We start from the raw sequence: 26,240 nt of genomic DNA on the forward strand, positions 1-26,240 counted from the left end.
CCGGCTACTTCATCGGCGGAGGGTCGGACGGCGCGACCTGGGCGGCGATCTGCCGCCAGAGTTTGTCGGCGGCGTTCGTGTACGCGCCGGTGGTGGGATCGAATGCCTCGGGCTGGTAGGTGACCGCGACAGCGATGGCGATCTTCTGCGACGGCAGATACGCCTCGACCGCGGACTCGCCCGAGAACAGGGGGTTCTGCAAGAGCCAGTTGCCACTGATGACGACGCCCAGGCCGTAGGTGTAGGCGATGTTCTGGTCGAAGCACGCGGCACAACCGGCAATCGCCGTCGTTCTTCCTCGCAGTTCTGTGGACACCATCTTGGCGTAGGACTCGGGCGAGAGCAGCTGACCGGAGTTGATGGCGGCCGCGGTCACGCTGAGGTCGTGGAGGTTCGTGGTCTGGATGGCGCCCCGGGCGAGAGTCCACGACGGGTTCCAGTAGGTCGACTCCTCGTAGAACGGGACGCCGGCCGGGATCTGCAGGGCCTGGCGGCGTTCGGAACTGAAGGCGTGCAGCACGGGCTCCGTGATGGCCGCCGTGCCCGGGTCTGTGGTGTTGTCGAGCCCGAGCGGGCCGAGGGTCTTCTCCCGCAACGCCGTCGCCAGGTCTTGACCGGTGATCTTCTCCAGCGCCAATCCGAGGATGACGTAGTTGGTGTGCGAGTAGTTCCAGTTCGTTCCGGGCTCGTACACCAGCGGCTTCGAGACCGCGTACGCGAGTTGTTCCTCCGGCGTCCATTGTTTGAAGGGCTGGGCGTAGCTCGCTGCGCTGAACGCGGGTTCTTGCACGAAGTCGACGTATCCCGATGTCATCTGGGCGAGTTGGCCGAGGGTGACCCGGTCGGTGTGCGGGATGTCGGGCAACCACGTCGACACCTTGTCGTCCAGGCTGACCTTCTTCTCGTCGACGAGTTGCAACAGCAGGGTGGACATGTAGGAGATCGCCACCGCACCGTTGCGAAAGTGCATGTCGGTGCTGGCGGGAACACCGGTCATCGATTCGCCGAAGGCCTGCGTGATGAGGTCCTGGCCATCGACCGTGACGCGGACGAGCACCGCCCTCAGGTGCTCGGTCGCCATCGTGTCGCGCACGACCTTCACCACGGCATCGGCCTTGACCGGGTCGATCGACACGCCTGGTCCGGTGGCGGAGCCGGCGCCGTTGTTCGACGACGTGCACCCGGCGAGGATCACGACGAGGGCCGCCACGACGATCGCCTTGCGCATCGCGTCATCCCTTCGATCTGATCAATTCTCCTAACACGCGCGCATCGAGTCCCTGAGACTAGTGCGCGGCCACCAATAGGGCGACGATTACGCATGCTTTCGTGTGCTGATGTTCCGCGGGTCGTCGCCCCTGTCGTCGGAGAAATTCTGATCCCGGGACCGTAGTCGTGGAGGTCGTGCCCGCTCGCCTCGATGTCTTATATGGGCGACTCGTACGGTCTGCTCAGGCTCCGTCTCAGCGTGTATTCAGGAACTCAGCGTCCCTTCAGCAACTCAGCGTTCCTTCAGCGGATGGTCCGTAGCTTCCGGGTCATGCCTACTGCACTCGTCACCGGAGCCAGCCGCGGTCTTGGTGCCGTGTTCGCCGCTCGCCTTGCCCGCGACGGCTATGACCTCGTTCTCGTGGCTCGCGACCGGATGGGGTTGGAGCGCGTCTCGGCGTCGGCGCGGCGGTGCGGGGTGGCGGTCGAGGTCGTGGTCGCCGATCTCAGCGATGAGCGGGGCTTGGCCCCGGTGCAGCGTCGGCTCGCGGATCCGAGCCGGCCGGTGGATCTGCTGGTGAACAACGCGGGTGTCGAGGGCGAGGGCCAGTTCGCGGTCGCCGACATGTGGGACCTGCAGGCTGAGATCGACATCAACGTCACGGCGGTGATGCGGCTGACCAGGGCTGCCCTGCCGGGGATGATCGAGCGTGGCCGCGGTGGTGTCGTCAACGTCGCGAGCTTCGCCGGCTACCTCGCCGGTCCGGGCAACGCGTACGCAGCGACGAAGGCGTGGGTGCTGACGTTCACCGACACGGTTTCGGCGTCGCTCGCAGGCACCGGTGTGGGCATGATCGCGCTGTGCGCGGGTCGGATGCGCACCGGCAAGCACCCGGTGCCGGAGGGGGCGTCGGCGATGTGGCTGGAGCCGGAGGCCGTGGTCGACGAGTGCCTGGCCGATCTCGCCCGCGGCCGCACCTTGTCCGTGCCGGGCCGGCGTTACCGGGCCGTGGTCGACGTGCTGGAGCTTCCGCGCCGCACGCTGCGCACACTGGCGAAGCTGGCTGGTCGTGGCCGCCAGCAGCAGCAGCCGCCCGCCGAAGCCGCCACGGTGCGCCTGCGCGCAGCGGCGTGATCGGTTCCCGAGCTGATCGGCCCGCAATCGAACGCGTTGAGTGCTCGGAACGGGGAGCACGACCGGCATCACCTCGTTGAGTCCGGGCTCCCGGCTCTGCCTCGATGCAATTCGTAGGCGACGGTCGGCCACATCTCGCCCTTGACTTCGCGCAGCTGGTCCCCCGAAGGATCGCGGATGAACCCTGCGCGCTCAGCGGCTGCCCGGGACGCGGCGTTGTCGGCGTGGGTCCACAGGCGCATCACCTGGAGATCCAGGTGAGCGAAGGCCCAGCGCGTCAGGAGCGTGATGGCTCGACGCGCGACGCCTCTGCCCCGCACCTCGGCTGCCACCCAGTACGAGATCTCGCCTGTCCGATCCGCGTGGTCGAGGGCGATGTTGCCCAGGCGGGCTCCGGTGCGGGCATCCGAGATCAGGAACCCTTCATGTCGTGGGTCCGTCGAGAGCGCGCTGATCGCGGCCGCTACATCCGCCGCGGTGAGGTTCGAGGCGTCGGTTGTGAACCGCTGGATCTCGACGTCCCTGGCGCAGCGCGCGTACCACTCCGCGTCCGATGGGGCCCAGGGTCGGAGAACGATCGTGCCGTCACAGGGGTGCGGCGCGTCCATGCGAACGAGCCTCGCAGAAGAGGGGTAACCCGCCCAGTCGGACCGCGCTGCCGTCGCCCGCCTTTCAACGGAACGTTTGCACGTCACATCGCTTGAGGGCGGCCATCCGTCTTGCTTCACTGCGGACAGGGCATCGGACACGCAGGCGAAGGCGGGCGCGATATGGATCTGCGGCAGCTGAAGTCCTTCGTCGCCGTTGTGGAGGAGGGCAGCTTCGCCAGGGGCGCGCAGCGGTTGTTCCTCTCTCCGCCCGCGGTTACCGCTCATGTCAAGGCACTCGAGCGCGAGGTCGGTGCGCGGCTGTTGGAGCGCTCGCCGCTCGAGCTCACCGACTCCGGGCGACGACTGATGACCTGCGCTCGAACCCTGCTGGAAACTGAACGGAGGGCACTGCAGGTGGCCGATGCCCCGGCCGACGACGAGGTTCTGCGGGTCGGCGTCATGGGGCACGGTTCTGCCGAGCTGACACCGGCCACGATCGCGGCGTTCGCCCGCGCCAAGCCGGACGTCACCGTTCGCCTCGTTCCCCTCTCCTTCCAGGAACACGTCACTGCTCTCGTCGAACGCCGGGTGGACGTCGCGTTCGTGCGACCGGCACCGGTCGACGAACGGATCGTCTCGGACGTGATGACCACGGAGTCGCGAATCCTGGTGACTTCCCGGCGGAGCGAGCTCGCCGCCGCGGCGTCGGTGTCGGTCGAGGAGGTCCTCGATCTCCGGTACGTGGACATCCCTGCGGGCAGCCCGCGCGAGTTCGCCGACTTCATGTACTTCGGACGGGCGCGGAACGGCGACCCGGTGCGGCGGTCGGACGACGTCACGTTCACCCCGCACGACGTCCTCCTCAGCGCAGCCCTCGCGCGGGGGGTCGGTTCCTCGGTGCAGAGCTTCCGCCGCTTCTACAGCTGGCCGGGAGTCGCCTTCGTCCCGATCCGCGATGCGCCCGTCGAGCAGACGGTGCTGGCCAGCCGCGCAACGGATCGGCGCCCCGTCGTCGCCGCGTTCCGCTCGATCGCGACCACTCTGGCGAGCACGGTCAACGCTGTCGACGGTCGTTTCTGCAGCCCCCGTGCGTGACGACACCCGCCGTCGTAGCCGTTGCCGGGCTCGCACGCAAGGCTTGATTCACCGATCCCGAACTCCGCCCCGGTCGTCGGCCTCATCGATCTAGCGTCCCAGGGGTGGTCAAGAACGACAGAAAGCACCGCGAAACGCCGTCGAGCGATCGGACACTGCATGGGTGGAATCTGAGTCTGCTCTCCGACGAGATCCTCGAGTGGGCAGGCGTCGGCGTCACGATCCTCGACCCTGCAGGCAACGTTCTCTACTACAACCGATGGGCGGAGCAGAACCTCGATCGGGAACCGGAGTACCTCGGACGCGACGTCCGTGACAGGCATCGCCGGCAGATCACGAATCCGCGCTTCGATGCGATGCTCGCGCTCTTCGAGGGGGGCCGGACAGAGCCGGTTCGATACGTCGCGCGCCCCTACGGCAAGACGACGATCCTGGTGACCGTGTCGCCGATCATCGTCGACGGACGCATCGCGGGGTATTCGCAGATCGTCCTGCTGAAGGACGAGGTACAGGAACTGTGCCGCCGATTCGATGAATCCGGCCGGAAGTCCTTCGAGCAGGAGGTGCTGCCTCACGGCACGTGATCCGGTGGTGCCGGCCGGCCCACGGCCCGAGGCCCTCGGGTGACCGAGGTCATAGAACGAAGGTAGTACCCCCTCCGTGTGATCAGCGCGAGTGATTCAAGACGACGTGAACTCACCTGTGGGGGTAGTTGGCATGCAGTGGTACGCGAAGGTCCTGCGCCAGTACGCGGACTTCAACGGTCGCGCTCGGCGAACCGAATACTGGATGTTCACGCTGGTGAGTGTGATCGTCGGGCTCGTCCTCCGCTTGATCGACGAGGTCGTGTTCGTGGGGCCGGGGCTGTCCACGACCGGGTGGCTCGGCCTCATCTACTCGGTGGCGGTCATCGTCCCGACGCTGGCCGTCGGCGTCCGCCGGCTTCACGACACCGGCCGTAGCGGGTGGTGGCTGCTCATCGCCGTGATCCCGCTGATCGGCGCGATCGTGCTCATCGTGTTCTTCGCGCTCGAAGGCCAGCGCAGCAGCAACGCCTACGGGCCCGACCCCAAGACTGTTCCCGTCAGCACCCACGCTGGCTCCTTCACCGGCTGAGCGAGACAGTCCAAGCTTGCAGCGGTCTGCCCGGGGGGCGGACCGCTGCTGTGCGTTCACGGGCTGCCGCGAGAGCCGCCGCCGTGGGTGGACCCCCGGAGCTTGATCGTCGGTTCGGGCCCTGGAACGGGCTGTATCGCGGTTGGCGACCCCGAAATGGTGATCATGGACGGGCCGGCTGTGCGGGAGCCATCAGGCAGATCGTCGGTTCGGGCCCCGCAGCAGGGCGCGGCGCGGTTGCTCGTCCCGGACTGGTGATCATGGGCGGGCGGGCGGGTCGGCGGGCGCGCGGGCAACGATCGGTGCGGCCGGATCCCGGAGCATGATCGTCGGTTCGGGCCTTTCGGCAGGGCGTGGCACGGTTGCCGGTCCCGAACTGGTGATCATGCGCCGGTGGGACTTGCGAGCCATGGTCAGCGCGGCCGGATCTCGGAGCTTGATCATCGGCTCGGGACCTGGGGCAGGTTGTGGCACGGTTGCTGGTCCCGAACTGGTGATCATGAACGAGCTGGTCGGCGGCCCGTGCGGGAACTTTGAGCAGCGCGGCCAGATGCTGGAGGTTGGTCCTGGGTTGGGGGCCTGGGCCTGTGTGCAATGCACCTTGCCGGCACCCGGGCTCCGGTCACAGTCGAGTCGGCCAGGTTGCTTGTCGGCCGGTCACGGGACTGAGGTTGATCGTCGGTTCGGGCCCCGCAGCAGGGCGCGGCGCGGTTGCTCGTCCCGGACTGGTGATCATGGGCGGGCGGGTCGGCGGGGCGCGGGGCAGGGTCGGTGTGGCCGGATCCCGGAGCATGATCGTCGGTTCGGGCCTTTCGGCAGGGTGTAGCACGGTTGCCGGTCCCGAAGTGGTGATCATGGGCCGGCGGGGCTTGCGAGCCACGGTCAGGATGGCCAGGTCTTGTGGCTTGATCATCGGCTCGGACCCCGGAGCAGGGTGTGGCGCGGTTCGCGGTCCCGAAGTGCTGATCATGAATCGAGTCGCCTGGCCGACACGTGTGGTGGGTCAGTCCGGCTTGCGCGCCTCGATGAGAAGGCGCTGGCTGTGTGCGACGAACGGGCCGTCGGACTGGATGCGGTCGTGGAGTCGGGCGAGCTCGTCGTGGTAGCTCTCGGCGGTGAAGCCGGGGACGGTCCAGAGGACCTTGCGGAGGAAGTACACGACGGCGCCGATGTCGTGGAACTCGCAGCGCAGGGCCTGGGTTCGCAAGTCGGTCACGATGAGGCCGGCCGCCTCCGCACCCGCAGCCGCATGGTCGGCTAGGAGGTGTAGCCGCCGTCGATGTTCAGGCTGGCGCCGGTGACGAAGCCGCCGTCCGGGCCGGCCAGGAACGACACGAACGCGCCGATTTCGCTGGCGTCACCGAACCGGTCCAGTGCCATCGCGCTGAGCATGAGCGGCGCGGCCGGGCCGTCCGCGGAGTTGCTGTCGGTGTTCACCGGGCCCGGTTGGACATTGTTGATGGTGATTCCCTTTGGCGCGAGCTCGCGCGCCAGCCCCTTGGTGAGGCCCGCGATGGCGCCCTTGCTCGCCGCGTAGATCGAGATTCCGGGGAACGGCACCCGCTCGGCGTTGATGCTGCCGATATTGATGATCCGGCTGCCCTCACCCATGTGTTTGAGCGACTCGCGGATCGCCACGATCACCGCTCGAACGTTCACCGCCAGGGTTCGGTCGATGTCGGCCATCGGCATCTCGTCGATCCTCGCGAACGAGCCGCCGCCGGCGTTGTTCACGAGGATGTCCAGCCGCCCGAACTGTGAAACGGTCTCGGTCACCGAGCCGATCACGTCCGCCTCGACGGTGCTGTCCGCATGGATCGCGAAGGCTGTACCACCGGCCGCCGCGATGTCCGCTGCCACCTGTTCGGCCTGGTCCTTGGAGCTTGCGTACGTCAGGGCCACCGTCGCGCCGTCTGCGGCCAGCCGTTTCGCGATGCCCGCGCCGATCCCCCTCGAGCCTCCGGTGACCAGGGCTACCTTGCCGTCGAGCGGACCAACCGTCTCGTTCACGCGTACCCACCGTCCTATATCTGTACCGATCGGTATGAAGCTAGGCCGGTTCGAGGCGGGGCGTCAAGCGGTGGGCCTGGGCTCGGCCACCAGGGGTTCAGCTCGTCGACGCGGCGACCAGCGTGTCCCAGCCGGCCATCGTCATCTCGCACACGCGATAGAGCTGGGCGCGGGTGGCGCCACCGGCTGCCTGCACCGCGATCCCCTGGAGAAGTGTGCAGACGTAGCGTGCGAGCTCTGCGGTGTCGGCATCCGGCGGCAGGTCGCCCTCGTCCTGGGCACGCCTCAGCCGAGCCTGGATCGCGGCCTCGCCCGACCGCCGCGATGCGTCGAGCTCCTGGCGGATCGGATCGCTGTCCGGGCCGGTGGCGAGCGCGCCCTGGACGAGGAGGCAGCCATTAGGCAGGCCGCGGCCGGTGGTCGCCTCGGATGCGCCGCGCAACAGGTGCTCGACGACGGATCGGGCGGTGGGCTCTTTCAGCGACTCGAGCAGGTAGACCGCGCGTTGTTCGGAGTACCGCTCGAGAACGCGGCGGAACAGCGACTCCTTGTTCCCGAAAGCCGCGTAGAGGCTCGGGCGGTTGATGCCCAGCGCGTCTGTCAGGTCGGAGATCGCGGTGCCTTCATAGCCCTGCCGCCAGAACACCAGCACTGCGCTGTCGAGCTTCTGGTCGAGGTCGAACTCGCGGGGACGTCCTGTCCGCATGCTGCCTCCGTGGATGCCTGATCCGGTCCCGGTCATATCTTACCGACCGGTACAGATCTAGGGCTGTGATCACGGGAGCCGGTACACACCGGCTGCGGTGCGGAAGCGGGCCGGCAGGTTCGCCGGCCAGCCCCGTCCGCAGCCGAATGATTCATGCAGTTCTTGCCCGCGTTCTCGGAACGAACGATCAGCCGAACACCCAACCGCCGTTGTTGCCGCTGTTGTGGATGTTGACCAGGCCGCTGCCGCCGCCACACGGGCAGGGTGTGGGCGGGTTGGGCGGGTCCGGCGCGCTCGTGACCTGCACCGTCGTGGTGGCATTCGACGCCCCGCAGTTGCCATTGCCGTTATAGGCGGCCGTGATCTCGTGCGGGCCCACGGTGGTGAACGTGGTGGTGAGTGATGCCTGGCCGCTGCCATTGACCGGCACCGTGTCCAGCAGGTTCGCGCCATCGAAGAACGTCACGCCGAGCCCGCCCTGTGGTGGGAATCCCGGGCAGGTGACCGTCGCGGTCAGGACGACCTCCTGTCCGACGGTCGCTGATGACGGCGACGCCTGCACTGTGGTCGTCGACTGCACGGGTTGAGCCCAGGCCTGTGGTGCGAACACAAGCATCCCGGCAAGCGCGAGGAATGTCAGAATGATGCGGCGGGCAGCCCGCCTGTGCCGAAATTCCACTGTACCCCTACTCATTTTCGAGGGCGATTTCCATGCCGAATTGGTCCACGTGGGAAAGCTGGTCAAGAATCGCGCCCGGACGGCAGCAAGTAACGCACCCTGTGGGCGAACCGGGCAACGCGGACCACTCGTCAGGGGGCAGTGGTTCACCCCCCTGTTACGGCGGTTCGCCCGGGGCGGGTGATGGAGTCGACGGCAGTTTCAGATCGGCGGCGGCGCCTGCCTGATCAGCGATATCGAGCGCGTCGATGATCCGGGGAACTGGTGAGCCGGCGATGGGCTGCCGGCTCAAGGGGATGACGACCGCGTTGGGGATGATGGGGGGTACACGACCTGAGAGTCAGGGGGAGCTGATCTCGTGACGGACGAGGAGTTGGTCGTCGAGTTCGCGCTGACCCGGCTCGACAACCCGGGGCTCGACCTCGAGGACATCGCCGCGTTGGTCGTTCGCCGGGTCGGCCCGGACCGGATGCTCGAGTTCGCGTCGCGCAACCTCGCCACCCGGGACGAGTTGCGGGGCGGTGCATTCGAGTCGGCTGTCGAGTACGTGCTGCGGACAGTGCTGAAGCTGCGGGACGACGTGGGCGACTGACGGCAGGGCGAGCTGCGGTCTTGTTGCCCGCATGCCGTCAGGTTAACCTGACGGCATGGCTGGGCGTAGGGATCCATGGCCGGAGGGCCGTGATGCGTGGAGCCGGCTCGACGGCTGGGATCACGCCGGCCCGGTCGGCGAGGCCGCGGGGTCGAGTGCCGGAGACGCTGCCCTGGACGCGTTGTCCGACCTCGGGGTGGTGCGCCGGCTGCTCGACCAGACGGAGCTCGCCGCGGTGAGAGCGGCTCGCGCCAACCGGAAGAGCTGGGCCGAGATCGCCACGAGACTTGGCATGACCCGTCAGTCGGCGTGGGAGCGCTGGCGCGATCTCGACGGCGATGAATCAAGCGGCGCCTCCCGTGCCCCGGCGAGGGCAGGCGACGAACCGTCCCAGGCCCGCGGCACAGGTCGACGAGCAGTCGACGAGGCTGCGCGGCACGCGGCCGCCGCCCTCACCGCCGTCGTCCCGGACGTGGGCGGTCTCTCGTGGGAGAACGCCCGGGACACGCTCCTGCAGGCGCACCTCGTCGCGGTCAACGCCGACCCCGATCTCCCGCCTTTCCTCGGCTGGGAGCTGTCGGGCTACGTGGTCGTCGACCAGAAGCCGGGCGCGGGCGCGCGCGTTGCACTGCACTCGCCCGTGACCCTGTGGCTGGAGCGCGGGCCCGGCCCGGCCGGGGTGCGCAGCCCGCTCAACCCTTCGCCGCCCCTCAAGACGATCCGCGGAGCCGTCGACGAGACCACGGGCGAGAGCGTCCGATGACGACGGGCTGACGGCGCCAGGGCCGTTGACGCCGTCAGCCCGGTCGTCAGCCGGCGGCGCGCACGGGCGCGGTTGCCGGCACGATCGTCGCGTCCCAGTCGATCCGGAAGCGCTGCTCCGGTCCCATGGTCTTCTCCGGGTTCATGGCGACCTTGGTCAGGATCGGCATCAGGACCGGCATCACGGCCCGCGCGACCGGGCCGGGCGTCTTGGCATGGTTGATCTTCGCGGCCCGCGAGGCGACCTTCTCCACCCTGCGGCGGCGCAGACCCTCGTAGGTGGCGAAGGCGGACGGCACATCGGGAAGGTCGCGCAGGCAGCGCGCCACCTCGACGGCGCTCTCGATCGACAGTGACGCGCCCTGCCCCGAGCTGTTCGACGGCGCGTGCACCGAGTCGCCGACCAGCACCATCCGGCCGCGGTACCAGTGCGGCACGCTCGGCATGATGTGCAGCGACCCGACGGCCTGCAGGCGGTCCGCGCTGGTGCGGCGGGCCAACTCGCCGCCCGGGTCGTCGTCGGCGTACGTCTCGCGCAGGATGCGCAGCCACTCCTCGGCCGGCACCTTCCGGGCCTCCGCCAACGACATCGGACGCTCCTGCGGCAGGTTCGCGCCCCACACCGTGCCGCCCCCGGGCTGAGGCCAGTAGAGGTAGTAGGCGCGTCTGCCGAACGCGAACGTCATGGTGCCGGGCCTGGCAGGCACCTCGACGTCCGCGAAGCCCTCGAAGCCGAGCATTCCGGTGTAGTTCGGGCCGGGCGCGTTCGGGTCGATCAGCTTCCGCACCGTGGAGTGCACGCCGTCGGCGCCGATGAGCACGTCGGCGGTGGCGGTGCTGCCGTCAGCGAACCGCGCGAGAACACCGGACGCCGTCTGCTCGGCGTCGACCAGGCGGGAGCCGTGCACGATCCGGATGCCTCGTGCGCGCGCCATCGCATGCAGCGACCGGTACAGCTCGGCCCGGCGCACCACCTGCAGCGGCGGTACTCCGGCCAGGCTCGGGAGCGCGAGTCGCTTGGCGCCGAACGTCATGACCGTCGTCGACATCGGGTGTGCGTGCGCGAGCAGGGCCTCCTGCGCGTCGATGGCCTCCAGCGCAGCCCGCCCGTTCGGGGCGATCGCGATCGTGCCGCCGATGCCGTCCGCCGTGCTCGGGTAGGCCTCGTGGACCGTCGCCTCGATGCCGGCCTTGTGTAGTGCCATCGCCGCGACCGGCCCGGCGATCCCGCCGCCGATGACCAGCGCTGTTCTCACGTCCGTCATTGCTTCTCCCCCACAGGGCATGTGCCGGCACCAGCCCGTTCAGGGCAGCCGGCCGGGTTTCGGATTGCGTGCGTCCGAACCGTCGTCGGGGAGTGCGCCCGGTTATCCTCGTGACTGCCATCTCGTGGCCGGGTCGCCTTCCGCGGCTGCGGTTCGAGGGTCAAGGGCCCGGTGGTGGTGTTGCCGCACCGCTGCCGGGCCTCTTCGTGAACGACTATTCCGTCGTGCCGCTCCTCTCAGCCGGCTCGCGCAGCTCGGGCGGTATCTCGCCCGTCTCGTGCCAGGCCGCCCACGCGGCGAGACCCGGAAACGCGTCGGAGCTCATCTCGCAGAGCACGGAACGGATCCACGCTGCTTCCGCCTCGCGCATGGCGAGCTCGTACTCGGTCTCGATGAGGAAGATCCGTGGGACGTTCTCGGCGTGGATGGCGAGCGAATCGCGCCGGCCGGCGATCTCCTCGTGGAGCAACGCGAGCCGCTCCCGCAGCAGGCTCATCGCCTCTTGCGGCGGCAGGACGGTCACCACCGAGAGGCCGGCTGTGAACTTCGGGTGTTCCCGCTGCGGAGTGGAGATCAGCTCACGCACCCAGTCGACGAGCTCCTCCCGCCCGGCATCCGTGATCCGGTAGACGGTGCGCTCGGGGCGGGCACCCTGACGTGTGCTCTCGACGGCTTCGACGAGGCCGTGCTTGTCGAGGTTGCGCACGACTGTGTAGAGCGACCCCCACTTGATCTCCATGTCCTGGTCCTTGCCCCACTCACGCAAGGTCCGGCCCATCTCGTAGGGGTGCATCGGGCGCTGGAGGACGGCCGAGAGCACGGCGAGTGCCAGTGGGTTGCCGACCCGGCGCTGCTTGGCCACTTCTCACCCCCGTCCACGAATGCTCGTCGGCGAGTATACGCACACGAGTAGGCGTGGCGCACCTGCCGGCGATGTTCACGTCGGGGTGGCACAGATGACCGCGCCGGGTCAGCCGGCCCGGTGGAGGGGTGGCGGTGAGCGCGGTGGGGACGAAGCGGCCGACCGCGCGGGCGCGACCGGCTTGATCACGGTCGTGGTGTGCGGGCTGGCCGGCGATGAGATGCCTGGCAAGCAGCGGCTAGAACTCCGCGCCGAGCCGCTTCATGCGGCGGCGACACCGTCGGCCGCCGCCGCGTCGGGTGGTTGCGGACTACTGATGGTGCCGGCCATGCGGCTGTTGGCGGCGTATCTGCGGCTGCCGTTCATGCCCGGCATGGGCGTTCACTGCCGGCTGGGGGGGTCGGCTGTTGCCCGAGCCGACCCCGCCTCCAATGCGCGCCGGCGAACGGGGTCAGGACGCGGCCCGCGCGGGGCGGCCGGCGGGCAGGTGCGTTGTTGCGGTCGTCAGACCCAGCTCCACCGCATGTGAGTAGTCATCGTCGACCAGCACGACGTCGCGGCCGAGGCGATCGAGCAGACTCGCCGCGATGCTGGCCCGGAACCCCGAAGCGCAGTGCACCCACAGCTGCCCGTCAGGGAGCTCGTCGAGACGGGTCAGGAGTGAGTGCATCGGGATGTGTGTCGAACCGGGTATCGATCCGGACGCCCGTTCGTCGTCACGCCGCACGTCCAGCACTGCGACGTTGGTGTCGTTGCGGACAGCGTCGAGCTGGTCGAACGTCTCACGCGGATAGGCGCGAATCTGGTCGGGCCGGGCCAGGCTCTCCGGGGTGCCGATCGCTGATCCATCGGGCCGGTCGATACCGATGCGCACGAGCTGCCGCTGCGCATCGGTGATCTGCTCGGCGCTCTCGCCGACGAGAGTGAGGGGCGTTCCCCAGGGGATGAGCCAGCCGAGATAGGTGGCGAACTGCTGGCCGAGCTCGATCCCGATGCTGCCCGCGATGTGCGCGGCGGAGTAGGCGGTGCGGCGACGCAGGTCGACCACCCATTCGCCCGCCTCGATCCGGCTGCGCAGCTCGGCAGGGTCGACGGGCCGGACGGGCGAGAGGTCCGCAGGTCCGGGGCCTTGCCGGTTTCGCGCGCCCATGTGCGCGTAGTAGCTCGGGAACGCGGTGAGTCCCGCGATCAGGCGCTCGACGAACCTGTCCTCGTCGTCCTCGGTGAGGGCGTCGTTGCGGATGCGCTCCAGTCCGATCGTGCTGCCGCTGCCCCCGGTGGCGGAGCCGGAGGAGCAGAAGCTGCCGAACCCGTGGGTCGGGTAGACCGCGTCCGCATCGGCACTCAGCTCTGCCAGCCGGTGGGCCGAGCGGTACTGCGCGTGCGTCAGTTCCTCCGTGCGCGCGGCGTCGACGAGGTCGGTGCGTCCGACGCTCCCGTAGAGCAACGACCCCCCGGTGAACAGCGCGGCGGGCCCCGTCCCGTCGTCGACTCGGTACGACAGGTGGGTATCCGTGTGCCCCGGGGTGGCGATGACGCGGATGCGCATCCCGCCGACCTGGAATTCTTCACCGTCGTGCGCGGGATGCCGGTCGAATTCGACGTGGTCCGCCGCCGCCACCACGTAGCGAGCACCGGTGCGGCGGCTCAGCTCCAGGCCGCCGGTCACGTAATCATTGTGGATGTGGGTCTCCAGAACGGCCTCGCATTTCAGTCCGCGGTCCGCGAGCACGCGCTCCACCCTGTCCAGGTCTCGCTGCGGATCGACCACGATCGCTGACTGACCGTCATGGGCGATGTAGCTCCGATCGCCTAACTCGCTGGTCTCGACGACGTCCACCGTAAGGCTCATGCTCCCACCCCTCACTTGGCGTAATGACCGTACATTAGCTCGGATCTCTCAGTATGTGAACGAGACTGTAGTCACGACGTTCAGTGGGGCGCGGCGGAATATCATTTTCCTCCACATTTATGCGCCAAAGGTCCGGAAATGATCGAAAGGCGATATCGCAGAGGAGTTGGGCGCTGCGCGGGTTCCCGGGCTGTGCCGGAGCGCGGCTCGGCGCAGACTCGGCAGGAGCCGGGTATGCCCCGGTGGGGAAGGACTACCGATGGAACTGGTGATCCGGCCGGCCCTCGGCCTGAGGTTGTTCCTCGCGCCTCGTCGACGGCACGCGCAGTTCGAGGTGCCCTACGACGGCGCGGCGTCGCTCGGGCACGTCGTGCAGTCCCTCGGCATTCCGCTCACCGAAGTGGGCGTCGCGACGATCGACGGCGTCCCGACCGGCCCGTCGGTGTCGCCCCACCCGGGCGCCGTGATCGAACTCGCAACTCCGCCCCGCCCCCAGAAGCTGCCGCACGGTGCCGGTTTCCTGCTCGACGTGGGGCTCGGCACGCTCGCCCGTCGGCTGCGTCTGCTCGGCGTCGACACGGCGTACGGCAACGATGCGGACGACGCCGATCTCGTCGAGCGGGCCCGCAACGACCGCCGGATCCTGCTCACCCAGGACCGCGGCCTGCTGATGCGGCGCGCGCTGTGGGCGGGGGCCTACGTCCGCGGGCAGGGGGCCGACGCGCAACTGGCTGACGTGCTGGATCGCTTCGCGCCGCCCCTCGCGCCGTGGACGCGCTGCTCCGCCTGCAACGGCGCGCTGGTAGGCGTCCCGAAGGACGATGTCGCCAATCGGCTGGAACCCGGAACCCGGCTCCGCTACGAGCAGTTCGCCCGCTGCGTGTCGTGCGGTCGCGTGTACTGGCATGGCGCGCACGGGAGGCGGCTCGACGCCGTCGTCGCGGCGGCCCTCAAGACGGTCGGCGAGCGAGCACCCACCGGCTGAGCCGCAGCCTCACCCACTGACGGTGAACGCGGCGGGCAGTCCGAGGGGTGCGAAGTGCTCGGCGCCGATGAACGAGGTGATCTCGGAGATCCGTTCGTCGCGCATGGTCAGCACGTCGATCGACCAGCTGAGGTGAGCTCGGGCGTCGTCGTTCCAGAGGTAGGAGCCCACAGCGGGCTGGCCGTTGGCGCTGGTCGGGAGGTGGCGCCAGGAGCCGCAGCTGGTGAGCGGGATCGCCACGGCGAAGTCGGTGACGGCGTCGATGCCGCGGTACCAGTGCGGCAGCGGCGGCATCGACCACGTGACGTCCTCGGTGAGCAGTGCCACGAGCGCGTCGGCATCCCCGCGTTCGAGCGCGGCGGAGTAGCCGGCGACCACGGCCCGCAGACGCTCGTCGTCGAGCTCCCGCAAGGTCTGCTGCTGGCTGCGAGGTGGGACGCGCTCGGCCACGATCCGACGGGCGCGCTGGAGGGCGCTGTTCACCGAAGCGGTCGATGTCTTCATCATCTCGGCGATCTCGGCGGCGGAGAACCCGAGCACCTCGAACAGCAGGAGCGCCGCTCGCTGGTTGCCAGGCAGGTGCTGCAGAGCGGCGACGAACGCCAGCTCGACGGCCTCGCGCTGCTCGTAGCGTGCGTCCGGCGAGGCGGGCCCGGCCGCGAGTCCCGTGTCGGGGTACGGGCCGAGCCAGGCGACGTCGGCAGGCGGGGCGTCGCCGACGACAGCGCGCACGCTCGACGGGCCGAGGTCCACCGGCAGCGCTCGTTTGCCACGGCGGGCGACGAGGTCCAGGCAGGTGTTGGTGGCGACGGTGTACAGCCAGGCGCGCAGTGAGCTGCGGCCCTCGAAGCGTGCGAGTCCTCGCCACGCCCGCACGAGGGCGTCCTGGAGGGCGTCCTCGGCGTCGTGCGTGGAGCCGAGCATGCGGTAGCAGTGGGCGTGCAACTCGCGGCGCAAGGGCTCCACGAGGCGGGCGAAGGCCGCGTCGTCACCGGCGCGTGCCCGCGCCAGACCGGGCTCCTCGTCGTCCTCCGACAGCGGGTTCGCGGTCTTCGTGACGTTTTCGCTCACACGCGATGATTCTGCCCCACCGCAGGAGTCTTGTTCGCCGACCGAGCACCACCACGTCGTTGCAGGAGGCTCCGTGAACCAGACGACCGCTGTCACTGCCGGGCACCTCGAGGTCCCGGGTGCCCGACTGCACTACGAGGTGCGGGGCACGGGGCCGCTGGTGGTGCTCGTGGGCGCCCCCATGGACGCCTCGGCGTTCGCGCCGCTGGCCGATCTCCTCGCCGCCGACCACACCGTGCTCACCACCGACCCGCGAGGCATCAACCGCAGCTCGGTCGACGACCGCGACGCGGACTCGACGCCGGACATGCGCGGCGACGACCTCTCCCGCTTGCTCCTCCACCTCGACGCCGGCCCTGCCGTCGTCCTCGGCTCCAGCGGCGGTGCCGTCAGCGCGTTGGCTCTCGTGCAGGCCCACCCCGAGCAGGTCCACACCGTCGTCGCCCACGAGCCGCCGCTGGAGAAGCTGTTGGACGACCACGAGGAGATCCACGCACAGACCGACGACCTGATCGCCACCTACCTCGCCGGTGACGTGACAGGAGCCTGGGCGAAGTTCTTCGCCCAGGCCGACATCGCCATGCCCGAGGGCGCCGTCGAGCAGATGTTCGGCGGCGAACGCGACCCACGGACGGTGGCCGACGAGCACTTCTGGTTCGCCCACGAGATGCGGCCCACCACTCGCTGGCAGCCCGATCTCGCCGTGCTTCGTGCCGTCCCGACCCGGATCGTGGTCGGTATCGGAGCCGAATCGGCCGGCGAGTTCTGCGACCGCAGCTCGAGGGCGCTCACCGCGGCGCTCGACATCGAGCCGACCATGTTTCCCGGCGGGCACACCGCCTTCGTCGACGACCCCACCGCATTCGCCACGCGCCTGCGTGCCGTGCTGCTCGAGAGCTGAGCAGCGAGCTTTCATCGCCCCCCGGACAAAGGACTCAGGATGAGCACACAGAAGACCGGTCAATCACTCGACCATGCATTCACCGCGCCGATCGAGAAGGACGGAGCCTTCGCCACCTATGTGACCGTGCCAGGATCCGCCGAGCTCCTGGGGACGAGGCGGGCCGTGAAGGTGAGCGGAACGATCGACGGCCACCCGTTCACCGCTACCCTCATGCCGTCGGGCAATGGACCGCACTGGCTCCCGCTGCGGGCTGCCCTCTGTAAGGTCATTGGAAAGAGCCGGCTCGGCGACGAGGTGAGCTTTCATCTCGAGCAGCGGCTCAGCTGACGGTCTTGCCGGGGATTCGTGCCGCAGTCGGTCCGGACCTGCTCACCAACAGCCGTGAGTCGCGTATAACCGGCATGGAGTCGGCAATCCGATCTTTTCGTGTGGTGGCGGCGGTCCGCGTGGAATTCGGGCGCAATCGGTGTGATCTGTGAGGTCGAACACCTTTCCGGGTTTCGCGCGCGGCTGTAGCTTCGTTCATGGGAACTCGGCTTCGCGGGACTTCTGAAAACCGGGTGGGGTCGAGCAGTTTTCGCGCGGCTCGGTCTGTGGCTGCGGTGGTTTTCGCACACAATCCCCAAGGAGTTTCGATGAGTTCGGTCTCGTCTCGTCGACATGCCATCGTCATCGGTGCCTCGATGGGAGGTCTCTCCGCGGCGAGGGTGCTCAGCGACGGTTTCGAGCGCGTGACGCTGGTCGAGCGGGACGATCTGCCCGGCGAGCCGGCTCCGCGTCGTGGTGTGCCACAGAGTCGTCACCTGCATGGTCTGCTCGCCCGGGGCGGTGAGGCGTACGAGGAGCTCTTCCCGGGGATACGCGACGAGCTGATCGCGGCCGGCGCGATAGCCGCCGACACGCAGTCGGACATCCACTGGCACTTCGACGGACACCTGCTGCGGCCCGACCCGTCCGGGCTGGTCGGGTTGGCGGTGAGCCGCCAACTCCTGGAGCTCACCGTCCGCTCCCGGGTTGGGGCGCTGCCCGGGGTGACGATCATCGACCGCTGTGACGTCACGGGCCTGACGACTTCTCCGGACAATCGCCGGATCACCGGCGTGCGTATCCGGCAGCGGGAAGGGACGGCGGAGTCGGTGCTGGACGCGGATCTCGTGGTCGATGCCGCGGGCCGTGCCACCCGCACTCCGTTGTGGCTCGGGGAGCTCGGCTATCCGCGGGCGCCGGAGGAGGAGGTCCGTATCCAGCTCAGTTACGTCACGCAGGTCTACCGTCGTGAGCCCCGCCATCTCGACGGGCGAATCGGCGCATCGTACAACTATTATCCCGGTCAACCGCGTGGTTCGTTCATCCTCGCGCAGGAGGACAATCGCATCATCCTCACCCTCGTCGGGATCGGCGTCGGTGGAGGCGAGGAGTTGCCGACGCGGAACGCGGCGATGGCCGAATACGCCGAAAGGTTCGGAGCCCCGGAGATCGCCGAGATCATCCGTACGGCCACCCCGCTCACCGAACCGGTGTTGATGCGCTACCCGGCGAGCATCCGCAGGCACTACGAACAGCTGGATCGGTTCCCGGAGGGCTATCTCGTCGTCGCCGATGCGCTCTGCAGTTTCAACCCCATCTACGGCCAGGGCATGACGGTCGCCGCCCTCGAAGCTCTGCTGCTGAGCCGTCTGCTGCGTGAGGGCAGCGGTGAGGTGAATCGTCGGTTCTTCCTGGCTGCCGCGACGATGCTCGACACGCCGTGGGGTCTGGTCGTCGGTAACGACCTGCGGTTCCCGGACGTCGCGGGCGAGCGAACCGAGGAGATGTCGGCCATGGATGAGTACCTCGAGCGGTACCGGGAGGCGGCGGCGAAGGATGCCGTGCTGGGAACCGAACTGCTCAGGGTGGCCAACATGCTCGACGAGCCGGCGCGGCTGATGGCTCCGGATCTCCAGGAACGGGTGCTCCGCGAGGCCGGTCCGGTTCGGCGGGCATCCGCGGCCTAGTGCCGGTCGGGAGCGGCTGAACCCACCAACGGTGGATTCATAAATTCGACGAAATGTGCTATGCTGCAGTTTGCTGTAGTACGTTTTCGTCGTGATTAAGTGTTTCCCCGAATCGCTCACGGTCACCGTCACGCCTGTCGTCTATCACGATGACGACGTCGTACTCGACGGGGTCGTGATGCACGATTCCTCCATCACAGAGCCCCGGCCCGGTGTTCTCGTCGTGCACGGTGGCGCCGGTCTCGACGACCATGCACGCGGCCGGGCGCGGCGGTTCGCAGAACTCGGTTACGTCGTGCTGGCCGCGGACATGTACGGGCGGGACGTGCGTGGGGATCGGCAACGGATCATGGAGCGGATCGCCGCGTTCCGGGCCGATCCCGGCCAGCTCACCCGGCGTACCCAGGCGGCACTGGACGTGCTGGCGACCACACCGGGCGTCGAGGGGCCGCTCGCTGCCGTGGGGTACTGCTTCGGCGGGATGAGCGTGCTGGAACTCGCCCGTGCCGGAGGCTCGGTCGCGGGGGTGGTCAGCGTGCACGGAAGCCTGCTCACCGACCGGCCGGCTCGGCGCGGCACCGTGCGCACGAAGATCCTGGTCTGCCACGGCGGCTCGGATCCCCATGTTCCCTGGGCCGATGTGCACGGCTTCGTCGAGGAGATGACGGCGGCGGAGGCGGATTGGCAGCTCACGGTCCACGGCGGCGCGCTGCACGGATTCACCCACGACCGGGACACCGGCCAGACTCCCGGTGTCGCGTACAGCGAGACCGCCGACGCCCGGAGCTGGACGGAGATCCGCTCCTTCCTCACCGAGATCTTGGACGGTCGCTGTGGGGCGTTCGACGCCGGATGACCCGCAGCTCGGTCAGATATCTCTTTGTCACGGTGCCGCCGAACCGCGTGTCGATGAGGGAACGGATACCGCTGATCAACCCGTCCTGCTGCGGTGCCGGCAGCGCGAGATGGTTCGAGTAGGTCAGTAGCAGCGCCAGGTACTCCGACGTCGTGTACTCGGCTTCCCATTCGTAGCGCCGTAGCACGGCGGGCTCGAACAGATCACGGTCTTCGAGATCCGGCCGCGCGACGGGTATGGCGTCGGCACCTTGCAGACGCAGCCCGGGCGGCGTCATCGGGTCCCATTTCTCGTAGTGACGCTGCACGTCCACGAAGAACTGATCCGTCCCGCCTGCGATGTGGTGCGTGTCGATGACGGCGAGGGATCCGCCGGGGCGGAGCACTCGGGCCGACTTCGTCAACCGTGTCGCGGGGTCGATCCAGTGGAACGAGGTCGCGGCAACCACCAGGTCGAAAGCATCCTCGGCCAGCGGGACCTCCTCGAAAGCCCCGACAACGACCTGGACGCTCGGGTACGCCGCCGCGTTTCGCCGGGCGACGCCGGCCAGCGCGGCTCCCAGCTCGACGGCGGTGACGGTTGTGCCGAGGCGGGCGAGGGGCACCGTCAGTTGTCCCGTGCCGCACCCGATCTCGAGCACTCGGCTGCCTGCCTGCAGGGCGGCGAGATGTCCGAGATCCTCCACGGTCTGGCGGGGATAGCCCGGCCGTACACGGTCGTACCGTTCGGCGACGGCGTCGAAGGTCGTGCGGAGGTGAGCAGTTCTCCCGACCATCGGTCCACCCCACCAGTTGACGGTGTGGACCGACGACCGGTTTGTGGCCGGCTTTCGTGCGCGACGCGACGCGAATCTCGATCGCGGGTCGGCGGCCGGCTCTGTCAGCCTTGCCGGCATGTTGGGTTCAGGAGGCACGCGCTTGTCGTGGACCGATCTGCCCTCCACCGTGCGCGACCGAGTGGCGGACGTACTGAGATCGCCGGTCGTCGAGGCACGGTCCCAGACAGGGGGCTTCTCGCCGGGATCTGCCGACCGCGTCGTCACCGCCACCGGTGAGCGTGCCTTCGTCAAAGCCATCAGCGCCGCGCAGAATCCGGACAGCCCCGGTATGCACCGGCGCGAGGCCCGTATCACCGGGGCGCTGCCGCCGGGGCTGCCCGTTCCGCAACTTCGCGGAACCGTGGATGTGGACGGCTGGATCGCCCTCGTTCTGACCGACGTCGACGGCCGGACTCCCGCACTACCGTGGCGTCACGACGAGCTGGCCGCCGTGCTCCACGCTCTCGAGGTCCTCAACCGCGCAGCCACGCCCTGCCCTGTACCCGAGCTGCCGATCGCTCGGGATGCCGTGGCCGAGGATCTCGCGGGCTTCGACCGCCTCGCCGCCGATGACGTTGCCATCCCCGGCCTGGACGGCTTGCGCGATCTTGCCGAGCGCGGGCTGAAGGCGCTGGTCGGCGACACACTCGTGCACACCGATCTCCGGGCCGACAACGTGCTGATCACCGCCGAAGGAGCGGTCCTCGTCGACTGGCCGTGGGCATGCCGCGGGCCGAGCTGGCTGGACACGCTCATGGTGCTCGTGGAGGTCGACCGGTACGGCGGGCACGACACCGACGAGCTGCTGCGGACGACCCCGGCCACCCGCGACGCCGACCCCGAGGACCTGACCGCCGTGCTCGCCGGGTTCGCGGGGTTCTTCCTGGACATGGCACGCCGGGACCCACCCCCTGGTATCCCGCGCTTGCGTGAGTTTCAACGCGTCCAGGGCGAAGCGCTGCTCACCTGGGTGCGGCGGCGACAGCGAGAGTGATCTCGTGGTCGGTCGTCATGCGTGGGTCAGCCGCTCCTGGGGCCTGCCTGCCGGACCCTCCGGGCGTTGGACGGTGTCGATCGTCTCCATCTCCTTGGTGAACTCGACGTACTCGTCGTCCATGAGTGCGCGAGGGTTGAAGTCGGGACTGGCCAGCACGCCGTGGACGCGGCGGCGCTGCATTCCGAAGTTGCCGCCGTCGTAGATCGGGAGAATCGCTGCCTCCCTGAGGAACTTCTCGAACATGTGCTTGCGGTCGGCGCTGTTGACTCCGACAACCTGCATGCACTTGTAGACGCTGTCGAGGAGCGTCTCCGTGCAGTAGGTCTTGTTCAACGCGCCGATGAGCTCGCCGTGGTAGTCGTGCTGGTCGATGTAGTGCGCGGCCTTCCAGCAGAAGTAGCGGCAGGCCTCGATGCGCGCGGCGACGTCGCCGAGCACGTATCCGACGTTCTGGAAATAGATCATCGGGTGCGGGCTGCCTGCGGTGTAGGTCTTCGCCCAGTCCAGGGCGGATTCGTACGCCGCTCGGGCCACCCCGACGGCGGCGATTCCGGCGACCGGGCCGGACCAGGCGAAGTTGCGGTTGATCAGCAGGTCGCCGTTGCCCAGAGTGCCTTCCACGAGGTTCGACGCCGGCACCCGCGCGTTCTCGAAGATGATCTCGGAGTTCGGCGTGAGGCGGTGTCCGAAGGTGTCGATCAGGTTGTACGTGACGCCGGGGGTGCCCCGTTCGACCAGGATGGCCGAGAGTCCCTCGGTCCCACCCTTGGCCGGGTCCGTCCGCACCACCACGAGGTTGATGTTCGCTCCCCGCCCGTCCCAGCCTGCGACGTTGCAGGGCCAGTACTTGCGGCCGTTGAGTACGTAGCTGTCGCCGTCGAAACGAGCGGTGACGCCGATGCCGACGGGGTGGGGAAGCGGGGTGTCGAAGTTGGCCGTGCCGCCTGGCGTGCCCGGCGGCTCGCTGGCCGCGTAACCCGCGATCCACTCCCCGGAGGGATCCGATGTGGCGGCCTGCATCACGCGCTTCTTCTGCTGCTCGGTGCCCCAGTACCAGACGGGCATGAGCGCGAGCCCGTTCACCAGCACCGTGCACGCGAAGCCCGGGTCGACGGCGCAGATCTCCTCGGCCGCGAGGATCAGCTCGATATTCGTCAGGCCGCCACCGCCGTACTCCTTGGGCAGCATGCCGAACGCGATACCCCGTTTGTAGGCCTCCACGTAGGCCGGTTTGGTCATCTGGAACGCCTTCAACGGATCGGATTCCCGGTCCGCTTCGCGTACGACCGGCGCGAGCACGTTCTCGGCGAAGTCCCGTGCCGCGAGCTGGACCTTCTTCTGATCGGCGCTGAGCGAGAAGTTGATGCCGGCCGATTCGCTGAACTCGATGGACATTCCCGGATCTCCTCATCTGGCCGCGATGATCTTCCGGGGCCGGGTGGACCGGCTCCGCGGCACTGCGCGGTCGGCGCCCGCGCGGCTAGCCTGTGCCCTGAGTCACTCTGGCCTGCACGCGAGCAGCGCGAGAAGGGACCTGGCATGGACGGCGTCCATCCGAATCCGAACGGTCCTCTTCGCGGCACGAAAGGGACCGCGGCCGCGTGCGGCGTGATGACGGAAGAGCAGCGCAGGGTGATGGCGGCGTGGGAGAGGTTCGTCTCCGGAGAGGACGCGGTGGACGGCGTTCGGGCCGGCATCCTGCTGTCCTGGTACCGCTGCCGCGACGTACACCAGGTCGACCCGCTCCAGGCGCCGGCGCCGGCGCCGGCCGCAGAGGCCGGCACCGAGCACTCCGTCGCGCAGGACATGCTCTTCGCGAGGCTCGGCGGGGAAGCCGGTGCGAGCTGGTCCGCGCTGCATCCCGCCCTCGTGAGCGTGACGGACGGCGCCGGACGCATCCTCGCGAGCTGGGGACCGCATCACGACGAGACGGTTCTCGATCCCGGTTTCTCCTGGTCGGAAGCCTGCAGCGGCACGAACGGGATGGGGACGGCGCTCGAACGTCCCGGCCTCGCATCGGTGCAGGGCGCGGAGCACTGGTGCCGCGACTTCCATCAGTGGAACTGCGCCGCAATCGCGATACGCGACCCCGTGAGCCACGCACCCGTCGCCGCGCTGGACGTTGCGCGCCGGGGTGACGAGCTGCCTGGCTACGCGACCGAATGGCTGCTGCGCACGGCAGCCGCCTTCGAGTCGGAGTTGAGTGACCAGGCCGTGCGCAACGGCCGACGGCTCGCTGACGCCTTCTCCGAAGCCGAGTCCGGTGTCACCGGAGCGCTCCTCGCGATGGACGTGGCCGGCAAGCTCGTGGCGGTGAACGAGACGGCAACGGCGTTGTTCGGCGTCGTGTGCTCGAACCCGGCGGTCGATCCCAACGCACGGGTGTCGCCAGGGATCCCTCATCTCGCCGAGCTCGTCGAGAAAGCGGTTCGGCGAGCTCGGAAGGACTCCGGCTGGCGGGGTTTCGCCAACCTGTACGCGCCTTCAGGCAAGGAGCCCTTCACCGTGGAGCTCCGGCCCGTGCGCATCTCCTGCGACCCCGTTGGCGTGCTCGTGGTGGCGACCGACAGCCCGGCCGGTGAACCGTTGACGCGCGTCGAGTCGTCGCGGACCAGAGGCTATCCACCTCGGATTCCCGCTATGCGGGGCACGCGGATCGTCCTGCTCGCCCCGCACGAGATCCGGTATGCCGAAGCGAACAGCCATGCCGTGTGGTTCGTGACGGATCAGGGCCGCCTGCTCGCCGCGACGCGGGGTATCGACAACGTGGAGCGACAGCTCGATTCGTCGACGTTTCTCAGGGTGCATCGGCGCTACATCGTCAACGTGAGCCGGATCAAGGAGGTCGAGCCGGGCTTCAAGGGATCGCTCACCCTGGCCATGAGTTGCGGAGAGCAGGAGGGAATCGCCGTCTCGCGTCGCTACGCGGCCCGTCTCAAGTGCGTGCTCGGCCTCTGAGGCCGCCGACGGCTCTACCGTCGTCCCATGAGCGTGACGTTCCACGAGCTCCATCACGGCGAACGGCCCCTGGTCCTGCCCAACGCGTGGGATGTGCCGTCCGCGCTGGCCTTCCTGCACGCAGGCTTCGCGGCGATCGGCACCACCAGCTTCGGTGTGGCCTCGAGCCTCGGACGCCCGGACGGCAGGCGATCGACCCGGGAGGCGAACCTCGCCCTTGCCCGTGAGCTGTCCCGGCTGCCCTGCCACATCACGATGGACATCGAGGACGGCTACGCCGACGAGCCGGAGATCGTCGCCGAATACGTCGCCGAACTGGGCGTGGCCGGGATCAACATCGAGGACAGCACCGCAGAGAGGCTGGTCGCGCCGCACGCGTTCGCCGCGAAGGTGGCGGCCGTCAAGGCTCGCTGCCCCGGGCTGTTCGTCAACGCTCGCGTCGACACCTTCTGGCTCGGCCAGGACGCGACCGTCGCGTCGTCGCTCGAACGCGCCGCCGCCTACGCCGAGGCCGGCGCCGACGGTGTCTTCGTCCCCGGCGCGGCCGAACCCGCGGTGCTGCGCGAGTTGGCTGCCGGCATCCCGGTTCCGTTGAACGTGCTCGTCGTGCCGGGGCTCTCGCTCGATGAGCTGGCGGCGCTGGGGGTGCGCCGGGTGAGCACCGGGTCGCTGCCCTATCGGGCGGCGCTCCACGCAGCCGTCGCGGTGGCGGCAGGGGTGCGCGACGGCCGTGCCATCCCGGAAGCGACGCCGTACCCCGACCTGCAGGCACGGCTCGTCCGCTACGAGCAGAGTCCCGGCTCTTTGCCCTGATCGGGCAGTTCTGTCGACGAGTCGCCCCCGGCTGTGAACGATGAGTCGATGGCCACTACCCGCTCGCCCGACGGTCGCGCGCTGCTGATCTCGACGTGGACATCGGCCGCGTTCGCCGTGGTCGCACTGGTGTGGGGATTGGCGACAGGGTCGCAGCTGATCGTGTTCGACGGTCTGTACTCGTTCGCGAGTGTCGGGTTGTCGCTGGCGGCGGTGCTCGCACTGCGCACCGCCCGCAAGGGCCCCGACGAGCGGTACCCGTGGGGACGGGAGGCCTGGGAGCCGCTGACGGTCGTGGTCAAGGCGGCCGCGCTCGCGGGCCTGAGCATCTACGCGCTCGTCAGCGCGGTCGGGGAGATCCTCGCCGGCGGCCGCGACATCGACGTCGGATGGGCACTGGCCTACGGCGTCGTCGCCACCGTGGCGGGCGCCGTCGTGTCGCTGATACTGCGGCGGCGCGCCCGGGCAGGCGGATCCGACCTCGTCCGCGCGGAGGCTGCCGAGTGGGTGGGCGACACGCTGCTCAGCGTGGCCGTGCTCGCCGGGTTCGTCGTGGCGCTGGTGCTGGAGCAGACCGGGCACTCCGACCTGGCGCGCTACGTCGACCCCGCCATGGTCGCGCTGGTCTCCGCGGCCTTCCTCCCCGTGCCGGCCAAGCTCGTCGTCTCCGGGTTCCGGGAGCTGCTGATGATGTCGCCTGCCCCGCACCTGCAGGCACGAATCGCGGCCACCGTGAGCGAGGTGGAGCGCACCTACCGATTCGCGGAGTCGTTCGTCCGGGCGTCGAAGGTCGGCGGACGGCTGGACGTGGCGGTCGAGTTCGTGGTCGACGACGACTCGACCGCGCAGACGGTGCACCAGTTCGACGACGTGCGCGCGGATCTGGAGGCGCGCTTCGAAGCGCTCGACCAGCTGACGTCGATGTCTGTCGGGTTCACGGCCGATCGCAGGTGGGCCCTGTGATCACCGCGG

The 26,240-nt window shown here is 68.9% G+C and carries 27 protein-coding genes; 15 read left to right on the forward strand and 12 right to left on the reverse strand.

What is annotated here, in order from left to right; all coding sequences use genetic code 11:
• Nucleotides 1–4 precede the first annotated feature (4 nt).
• Nucleotides 5–1,228, reverse strand: a complete 1,224-nt coding sequence (locus MMF94_RS14625) for a serine hydrolase domain-containing protein (RefSeq protein ID WP_241036950.1) — start codon at nucleotides 1,226–1,228, stop codon at nucleotides 5–7.
• A 312-nt stretch (nucleotides 1,229–1,540) separates the two neighbouring features.
• Here MMF94_RS14625 and MMF94_RS14630 point away from each other — a divergent pair, with 312 nt between their 5' ends.
• The gene (locus MMF94_RS14630; RefSeq protein ID WP_241036952.1) at nucleotides 1,541–2,344 is read left to right on the forward strand and encodes an SDR family NAD(P)-dependent oxidoreductase; all 804 of its coding nucleotides are present in this window, start codon (nucleotides 1,541–1,543) and stop codon (nucleotides 2,342–2,344) included.
• 68 nt (nucleotides 2,345–2,412) lie between these two features.
• Here MMF94_RS14630 and MMF94_RS14635 read toward each other — a convergent pair whose 3' ends face one another.
• Nucleotides 2,413–2,952, reverse strand: coding sequence for a GNAT family N-acetyltransferase (locus MMF94_RS14635; RefSeq protein ID WP_241036953.1), 540 nt, complete (start codon nucleotides 2,950–2,952; stop codon nucleotides 2,413–2,415).
• A 162-nt stretch (nucleotides 2,953–3,114) separates the two neighbouring features.
• Between MMF94_RS14635 and MMF94_RS14640 the strand changes: the two genes are divergently transcribed.
• From MMF94_RS14640 to MMF94_RS14650, 3 genes are all read left to right on the forward strand, one after another.
• Nucleotides 3,115–4,029 carry a LysR family transcriptional regulator gene (locus MMF94_RS14640; protein ID WP_241036955.1) on the forward strand — a complete coding sequence of 305 codons (915 nt, stop codon included), beginning with the start codon at nucleotides 3,115–3,117 and terminating at the stop codon, nucleotides 4,027–4,029.
• Between the two features lie 104 nt (nucleotides 4,030–4,133).
• Nucleotides 4,134–4,613, forward strand: a complete 480-nt coding sequence (locus MMF94_RS14645; RefSeq protein ID WP_241036957.1) for a PAS domain-containing protein — start codon at nucleotides 4,134–4,136, stop codon at nucleotides 4,611–4,613.
• Between the two features lie 133 nt (nucleotides 4,614–4,746).
• The gene (locus tag MMF94_RS14650; RefSeq protein WP_241036959.1) at nucleotides 4,747–5,145 is read left to right on the forward strand and encodes a DUF805 domain-containing protein; all 399 of its coding nucleotides are present in this window, start codon (nucleotides 4,747–4,749) and stop codon (nucleotides 5,143–5,145) included.
• A 1,003-nt stretch (nucleotides 5,146–6,148) separates the two neighbouring features.
• Here MMF94_RS14650 and MMF94_RS14655 read toward each other — a convergent pair.
• The 4 genes from MMF94_RS14655 to MMF94_RS14670 form a co-directional block, all read right to left on the reverse strand.
• Entirely contained in the window at nucleotides 6,149–6,361 is a 213-nt protein-coding gene (locus MMF94_RS14655; protein WP_379660430.1) for a hypothetical protein, read from the reverse strand.
• 41 nt (nucleotides 6,362–6,402) lie between these two features.
• Nucleotides 6,403–7,155, reverse strand: coding sequence for a 3-oxoacyl-ACP reductase family protein (locus MMF94_RS14660; RefSeq protein WP_241036961.1), 753 nt, complete (start codon nucleotides 7,153–7,155; stop codon nucleotides 6,403–6,405).
• A gap of 97 nt (nucleotides 7,156–7,252) precedes the next feature.
• Nucleotides 7,253–7,861, reverse strand: a complete 609-nt coding sequence (locus MMF94_RS14665) for a TetR/AcrR family transcriptional regulator (RefSeq protein ID WP_241036963.1) — start codon at nucleotides 7,859–7,861, stop codon at nucleotides 7,253–7,255.
• Nucleotides 7,862–8,048: 187 nt separating this feature from the next.
• Nucleotides 8,049–8,441 carry an Ig-like domain-containing protein gene (locus MMF94_RS14670; RefSeq protein WP_241036965.1) on the reverse strand — a complete coding sequence of 131 codons (393 nt, stop codon included), beginning with the start codon at nucleotides 8,439–8,441 and terminating at the stop codon, nucleotides 8,049–8,051.
• 457 nt (nucleotides 8,442–8,898) lie between these two features.
• Here MMF94_RS14670 and MMF94_RS14675 point away from each other — a divergent pair, with 457 nt between their 5' ends.
• A complete protein-coding gene (locus MMF94_RS14675) occupies nucleotides 8,899–9,132 on the forward strand; it encodes a hypothetical protein (protein ID WP_241036967.1) in 234 nt (77 codons plus the stop codon).
• Between the two features lie 55 nt (nucleotides 9,133–9,187).
• Entirely contained in the window at nucleotides 9,188–9,895 is a 708-nt protein-coding gene (locus MMF94_RS14680; protein ID WP_241036969.1) for a PASTA domain-containing protein, read from the forward strand.
• Nucleotides 9,896–9,941: 46 nt separating this feature from the next.
• Here the strand turns inward: MMF94_RS14680 and MMF94_RS14685 are convergent, their stop codons facing one another.
• The 3 genes from MMF94_RS14685 to MMF94_RS14695 form a co-directional block, all read right to left on the reverse strand.
• On the reverse strand, nucleotides 9,942–11,159 hold the full coding sequence (locus MMF94_RS14685) for an FAD-dependent oxidoreductase (RefSeq protein WP_241036971.1): 1,218 nt from the start codon (nucleotides 11,157–11,159) through the stop codon (nucleotides 9,942–9,944).
• Between the two features lie 214 nt (nucleotides 11,160–11,373).
• Nucleotides 11,374–12,021, reverse strand: a complete 648-nt coding sequence (locus MMF94_RS14690) for a PadR family transcriptional regulator (protein ID WP_241036973.1) — start codon at nucleotides 12,019–12,021, stop codon at nucleotides 11,374–11,376.
• A gap of 451 nt (nucleotides 12,022–12,472) precedes the next feature.
• Nucleotides 12,473–13,873 carry an MBL fold metallo-hydrolase gene (locus tag MMF94_RS14695; RefSeq protein ID WP_241036974.1) on the reverse strand — a complete coding sequence of 467 codons (1,401 nt, stop codon included), beginning with the start codon at nucleotides 13,871–13,873 and terminating at the stop codon, nucleotides 12,473–12,475.
• A 259-nt stretch (nucleotides 13,874–14,132) separates the two neighbouring features.
• On the opposite strand from MMF94_RS14695, the gene MMF94_RS14700 reads away from it, so the two are divergent.
• Nucleotides 14,133–14,858 (forward strand): Mut7-C RNAse domain-containing protein, encoded by a 726-nt coding sequence (locus MMF94_RS14700; RefSeq protein ID WP_241036976.1) that lies wholly within the window; start codon nucleotides 14,133–14,135, stop codon nucleotides 14,856–14,858.
• 9 nt (nucleotides 14,859–14,867) lie between these two features.
• Here the strand turns inward: MMF94_RS14700 and MMF94_RS14705 are convergent, their stop codons facing one another.
• Nucleotides 14,868–15,896, reverse strand: coding sequence for a sigma-70 family RNA polymerase sigma factor (locus MMF94_RS14705; RefSeq protein WP_241037123.1), 1,029 nt, complete (start codon nucleotides 15,894–15,896; stop codon nucleotides 14,868–14,870).
• Between the two features lie 106 nt (nucleotides 15,897–16,002).
• Between MMF94_RS14705 and MMF94_RS14710 the strand changes: the two genes are divergently transcribed.
• The 4 genes from MMF94_RS14710 to MMF94_RS14725 all read left to right on the forward strand — a co-directional run bounded on the left by MMF94_RS14710 (nucleotide 16,003) and on the right by MMF94_RS14725 (nucleotide 19,683).
• Nucleotides 16,003–16,830 carry an alpha/beta fold hydrolase gene (locus MMF94_RS14710; protein ID WP_241036979.1) on the forward strand — a complete coding sequence of 276 codons (828 nt, stop codon included), beginning with the start codon at nucleotides 16,003–16,005 and terminating at the stop codon, nucleotides 16,828–16,830.
• A gap of 39 nt (nucleotides 16,831–16,869) precedes the next feature.
• Nucleotides 16,870–17,160 (forward strand): DUF1905 domain-containing protein, encoded by a 291-nt coding sequence (locus tag MMF94_RS14715; protein WP_241036980.1) that lies wholly within the window; start codon nucleotides 16,870–16,872, stop codon nucleotides 17,158–17,160.
• A gap of 308 nt (nucleotides 17,161–17,468) precedes the next feature.
• Complete coding sequence (locus MMF94_RS14720; protein WP_241036982.1) at nucleotides 17,469–18,827, forward strand: FAD-dependent oxidoreductase; 1,359 nt, start codon at nucleotides 17,469–17,471, stop codon at nucleotides 18,825–18,827.
• Nucleotides 18,828–18,918: 91 nt separating this feature from the next.
• On the forward strand, nucleotides 18,919–19,683 hold the full coding sequence (locus tag MMF94_RS14725) for a dienelactone hydrolase family protein (protein ID WP_241036984.1): 765 nt from the start codon (nucleotides 18,919–18,921) through the stop codon (nucleotides 19,681–19,683).
• Here MMF94_RS14725 and MMF94_RS14730 read toward each other — a convergent pair.
• Nucleotides 19,637–20,458 (reverse strand): class I SAM-dependent methyltransferase, encoded by an 822-nt coding sequence (locus MMF94_RS14730; protein ID WP_241036986.1) that lies wholly within the window; start codon nucleotides 20,456–20,458, stop codon nucleotides 19,637–19,639. The genes MMF94_RS14725 and MMF94_RS14730 overlap by 47 nt on opposite strands.
• Before the next feature lie 142 nt (nucleotides 20,459–20,600).
• On the opposite strand from MMF94_RS14730, the gene MMF94_RS14735 reads away from it, so the two are divergent.
• Nucleotides 20,601–21,494 (forward strand): phosphotransferase family protein, encoded by an 894-nt coding sequence (locus MMF94_RS14735; RefSeq protein WP_241036987.1) that lies wholly within the window; start codon nucleotides 20,601–20,603, stop codon nucleotides 21,492–21,494.
• 15 nt (nucleotides 21,495–21,509) lie between these two features.
• Here the strand turns inward: MMF94_RS14735 and MMF94_RS14740 are convergent, their stop codons facing one another.
• Nucleotides 21,510–22,892, reverse strand: a complete 1,383-nt coding sequence (locus MMF94_RS14740) for an acyl-CoA dehydrogenase family protein (protein ID WP_241036988.1) — start codon at nucleotides 22,890–22,892, stop codon at nucleotides 21,510–21,512.
• A gap of 216 nt (nucleotides 22,893–23,108) precedes the next feature.
• Between MMF94_RS14740 and MMF94_RS14745 the strand changes: the two genes are divergently transcribed.
• Genes MMF94_RS14745 through MMF94_RS14755 form a run of 3 tightly spaced genes read left to right on the forward strand, consistent with a single transcriptional unit; the run spans nucleotide 23,109 to nucleotide 26,231 of the window.
• Nucleotides 23,109–24,455, forward strand: coding sequence for a DNA-binding protein (locus MMF94_RS14745; RefSeq protein ID WP_241036990.1), 1,347 nt, complete (start codon nucleotides 23,109–23,111; stop codon nucleotides 24,453–24,455).
• 27 nt (nucleotides 24,456–24,482) lie between these two features.
• Complete coding sequence (locus tag MMF94_RS14750; protein WP_241036992.1) at nucleotides 24,483–25,268, forward strand: isocitrate lyase/PEP mutase family protein; 786 nt, start codon at nucleotides 24,483–24,485, stop codon at nucleotides 25,266–25,268.
• Nucleotides 25,269–25,316: 48 nt separating this feature from the next.
• Entirely contained in the window at nucleotides 25,317–26,231 is a 915-nt protein-coding gene (locus MMF94_RS14755) for a cation diffusion facilitator family transporter (protein WP_241036993.1), read from the forward strand.
• Nucleotides 26,232–26,240: the final 9 nt, after the last annotated feature.

It is taken from the genome of Pseudonocardia alaniniphila (assembly GCF_022524485.1).
Lineage (GTDB): Bacteria > Actinomycetota > Actinomycetes > Mycobacteriales > Pseudonocardiaceae > Pseudonocardia > Pseudonocardia alaniniphila.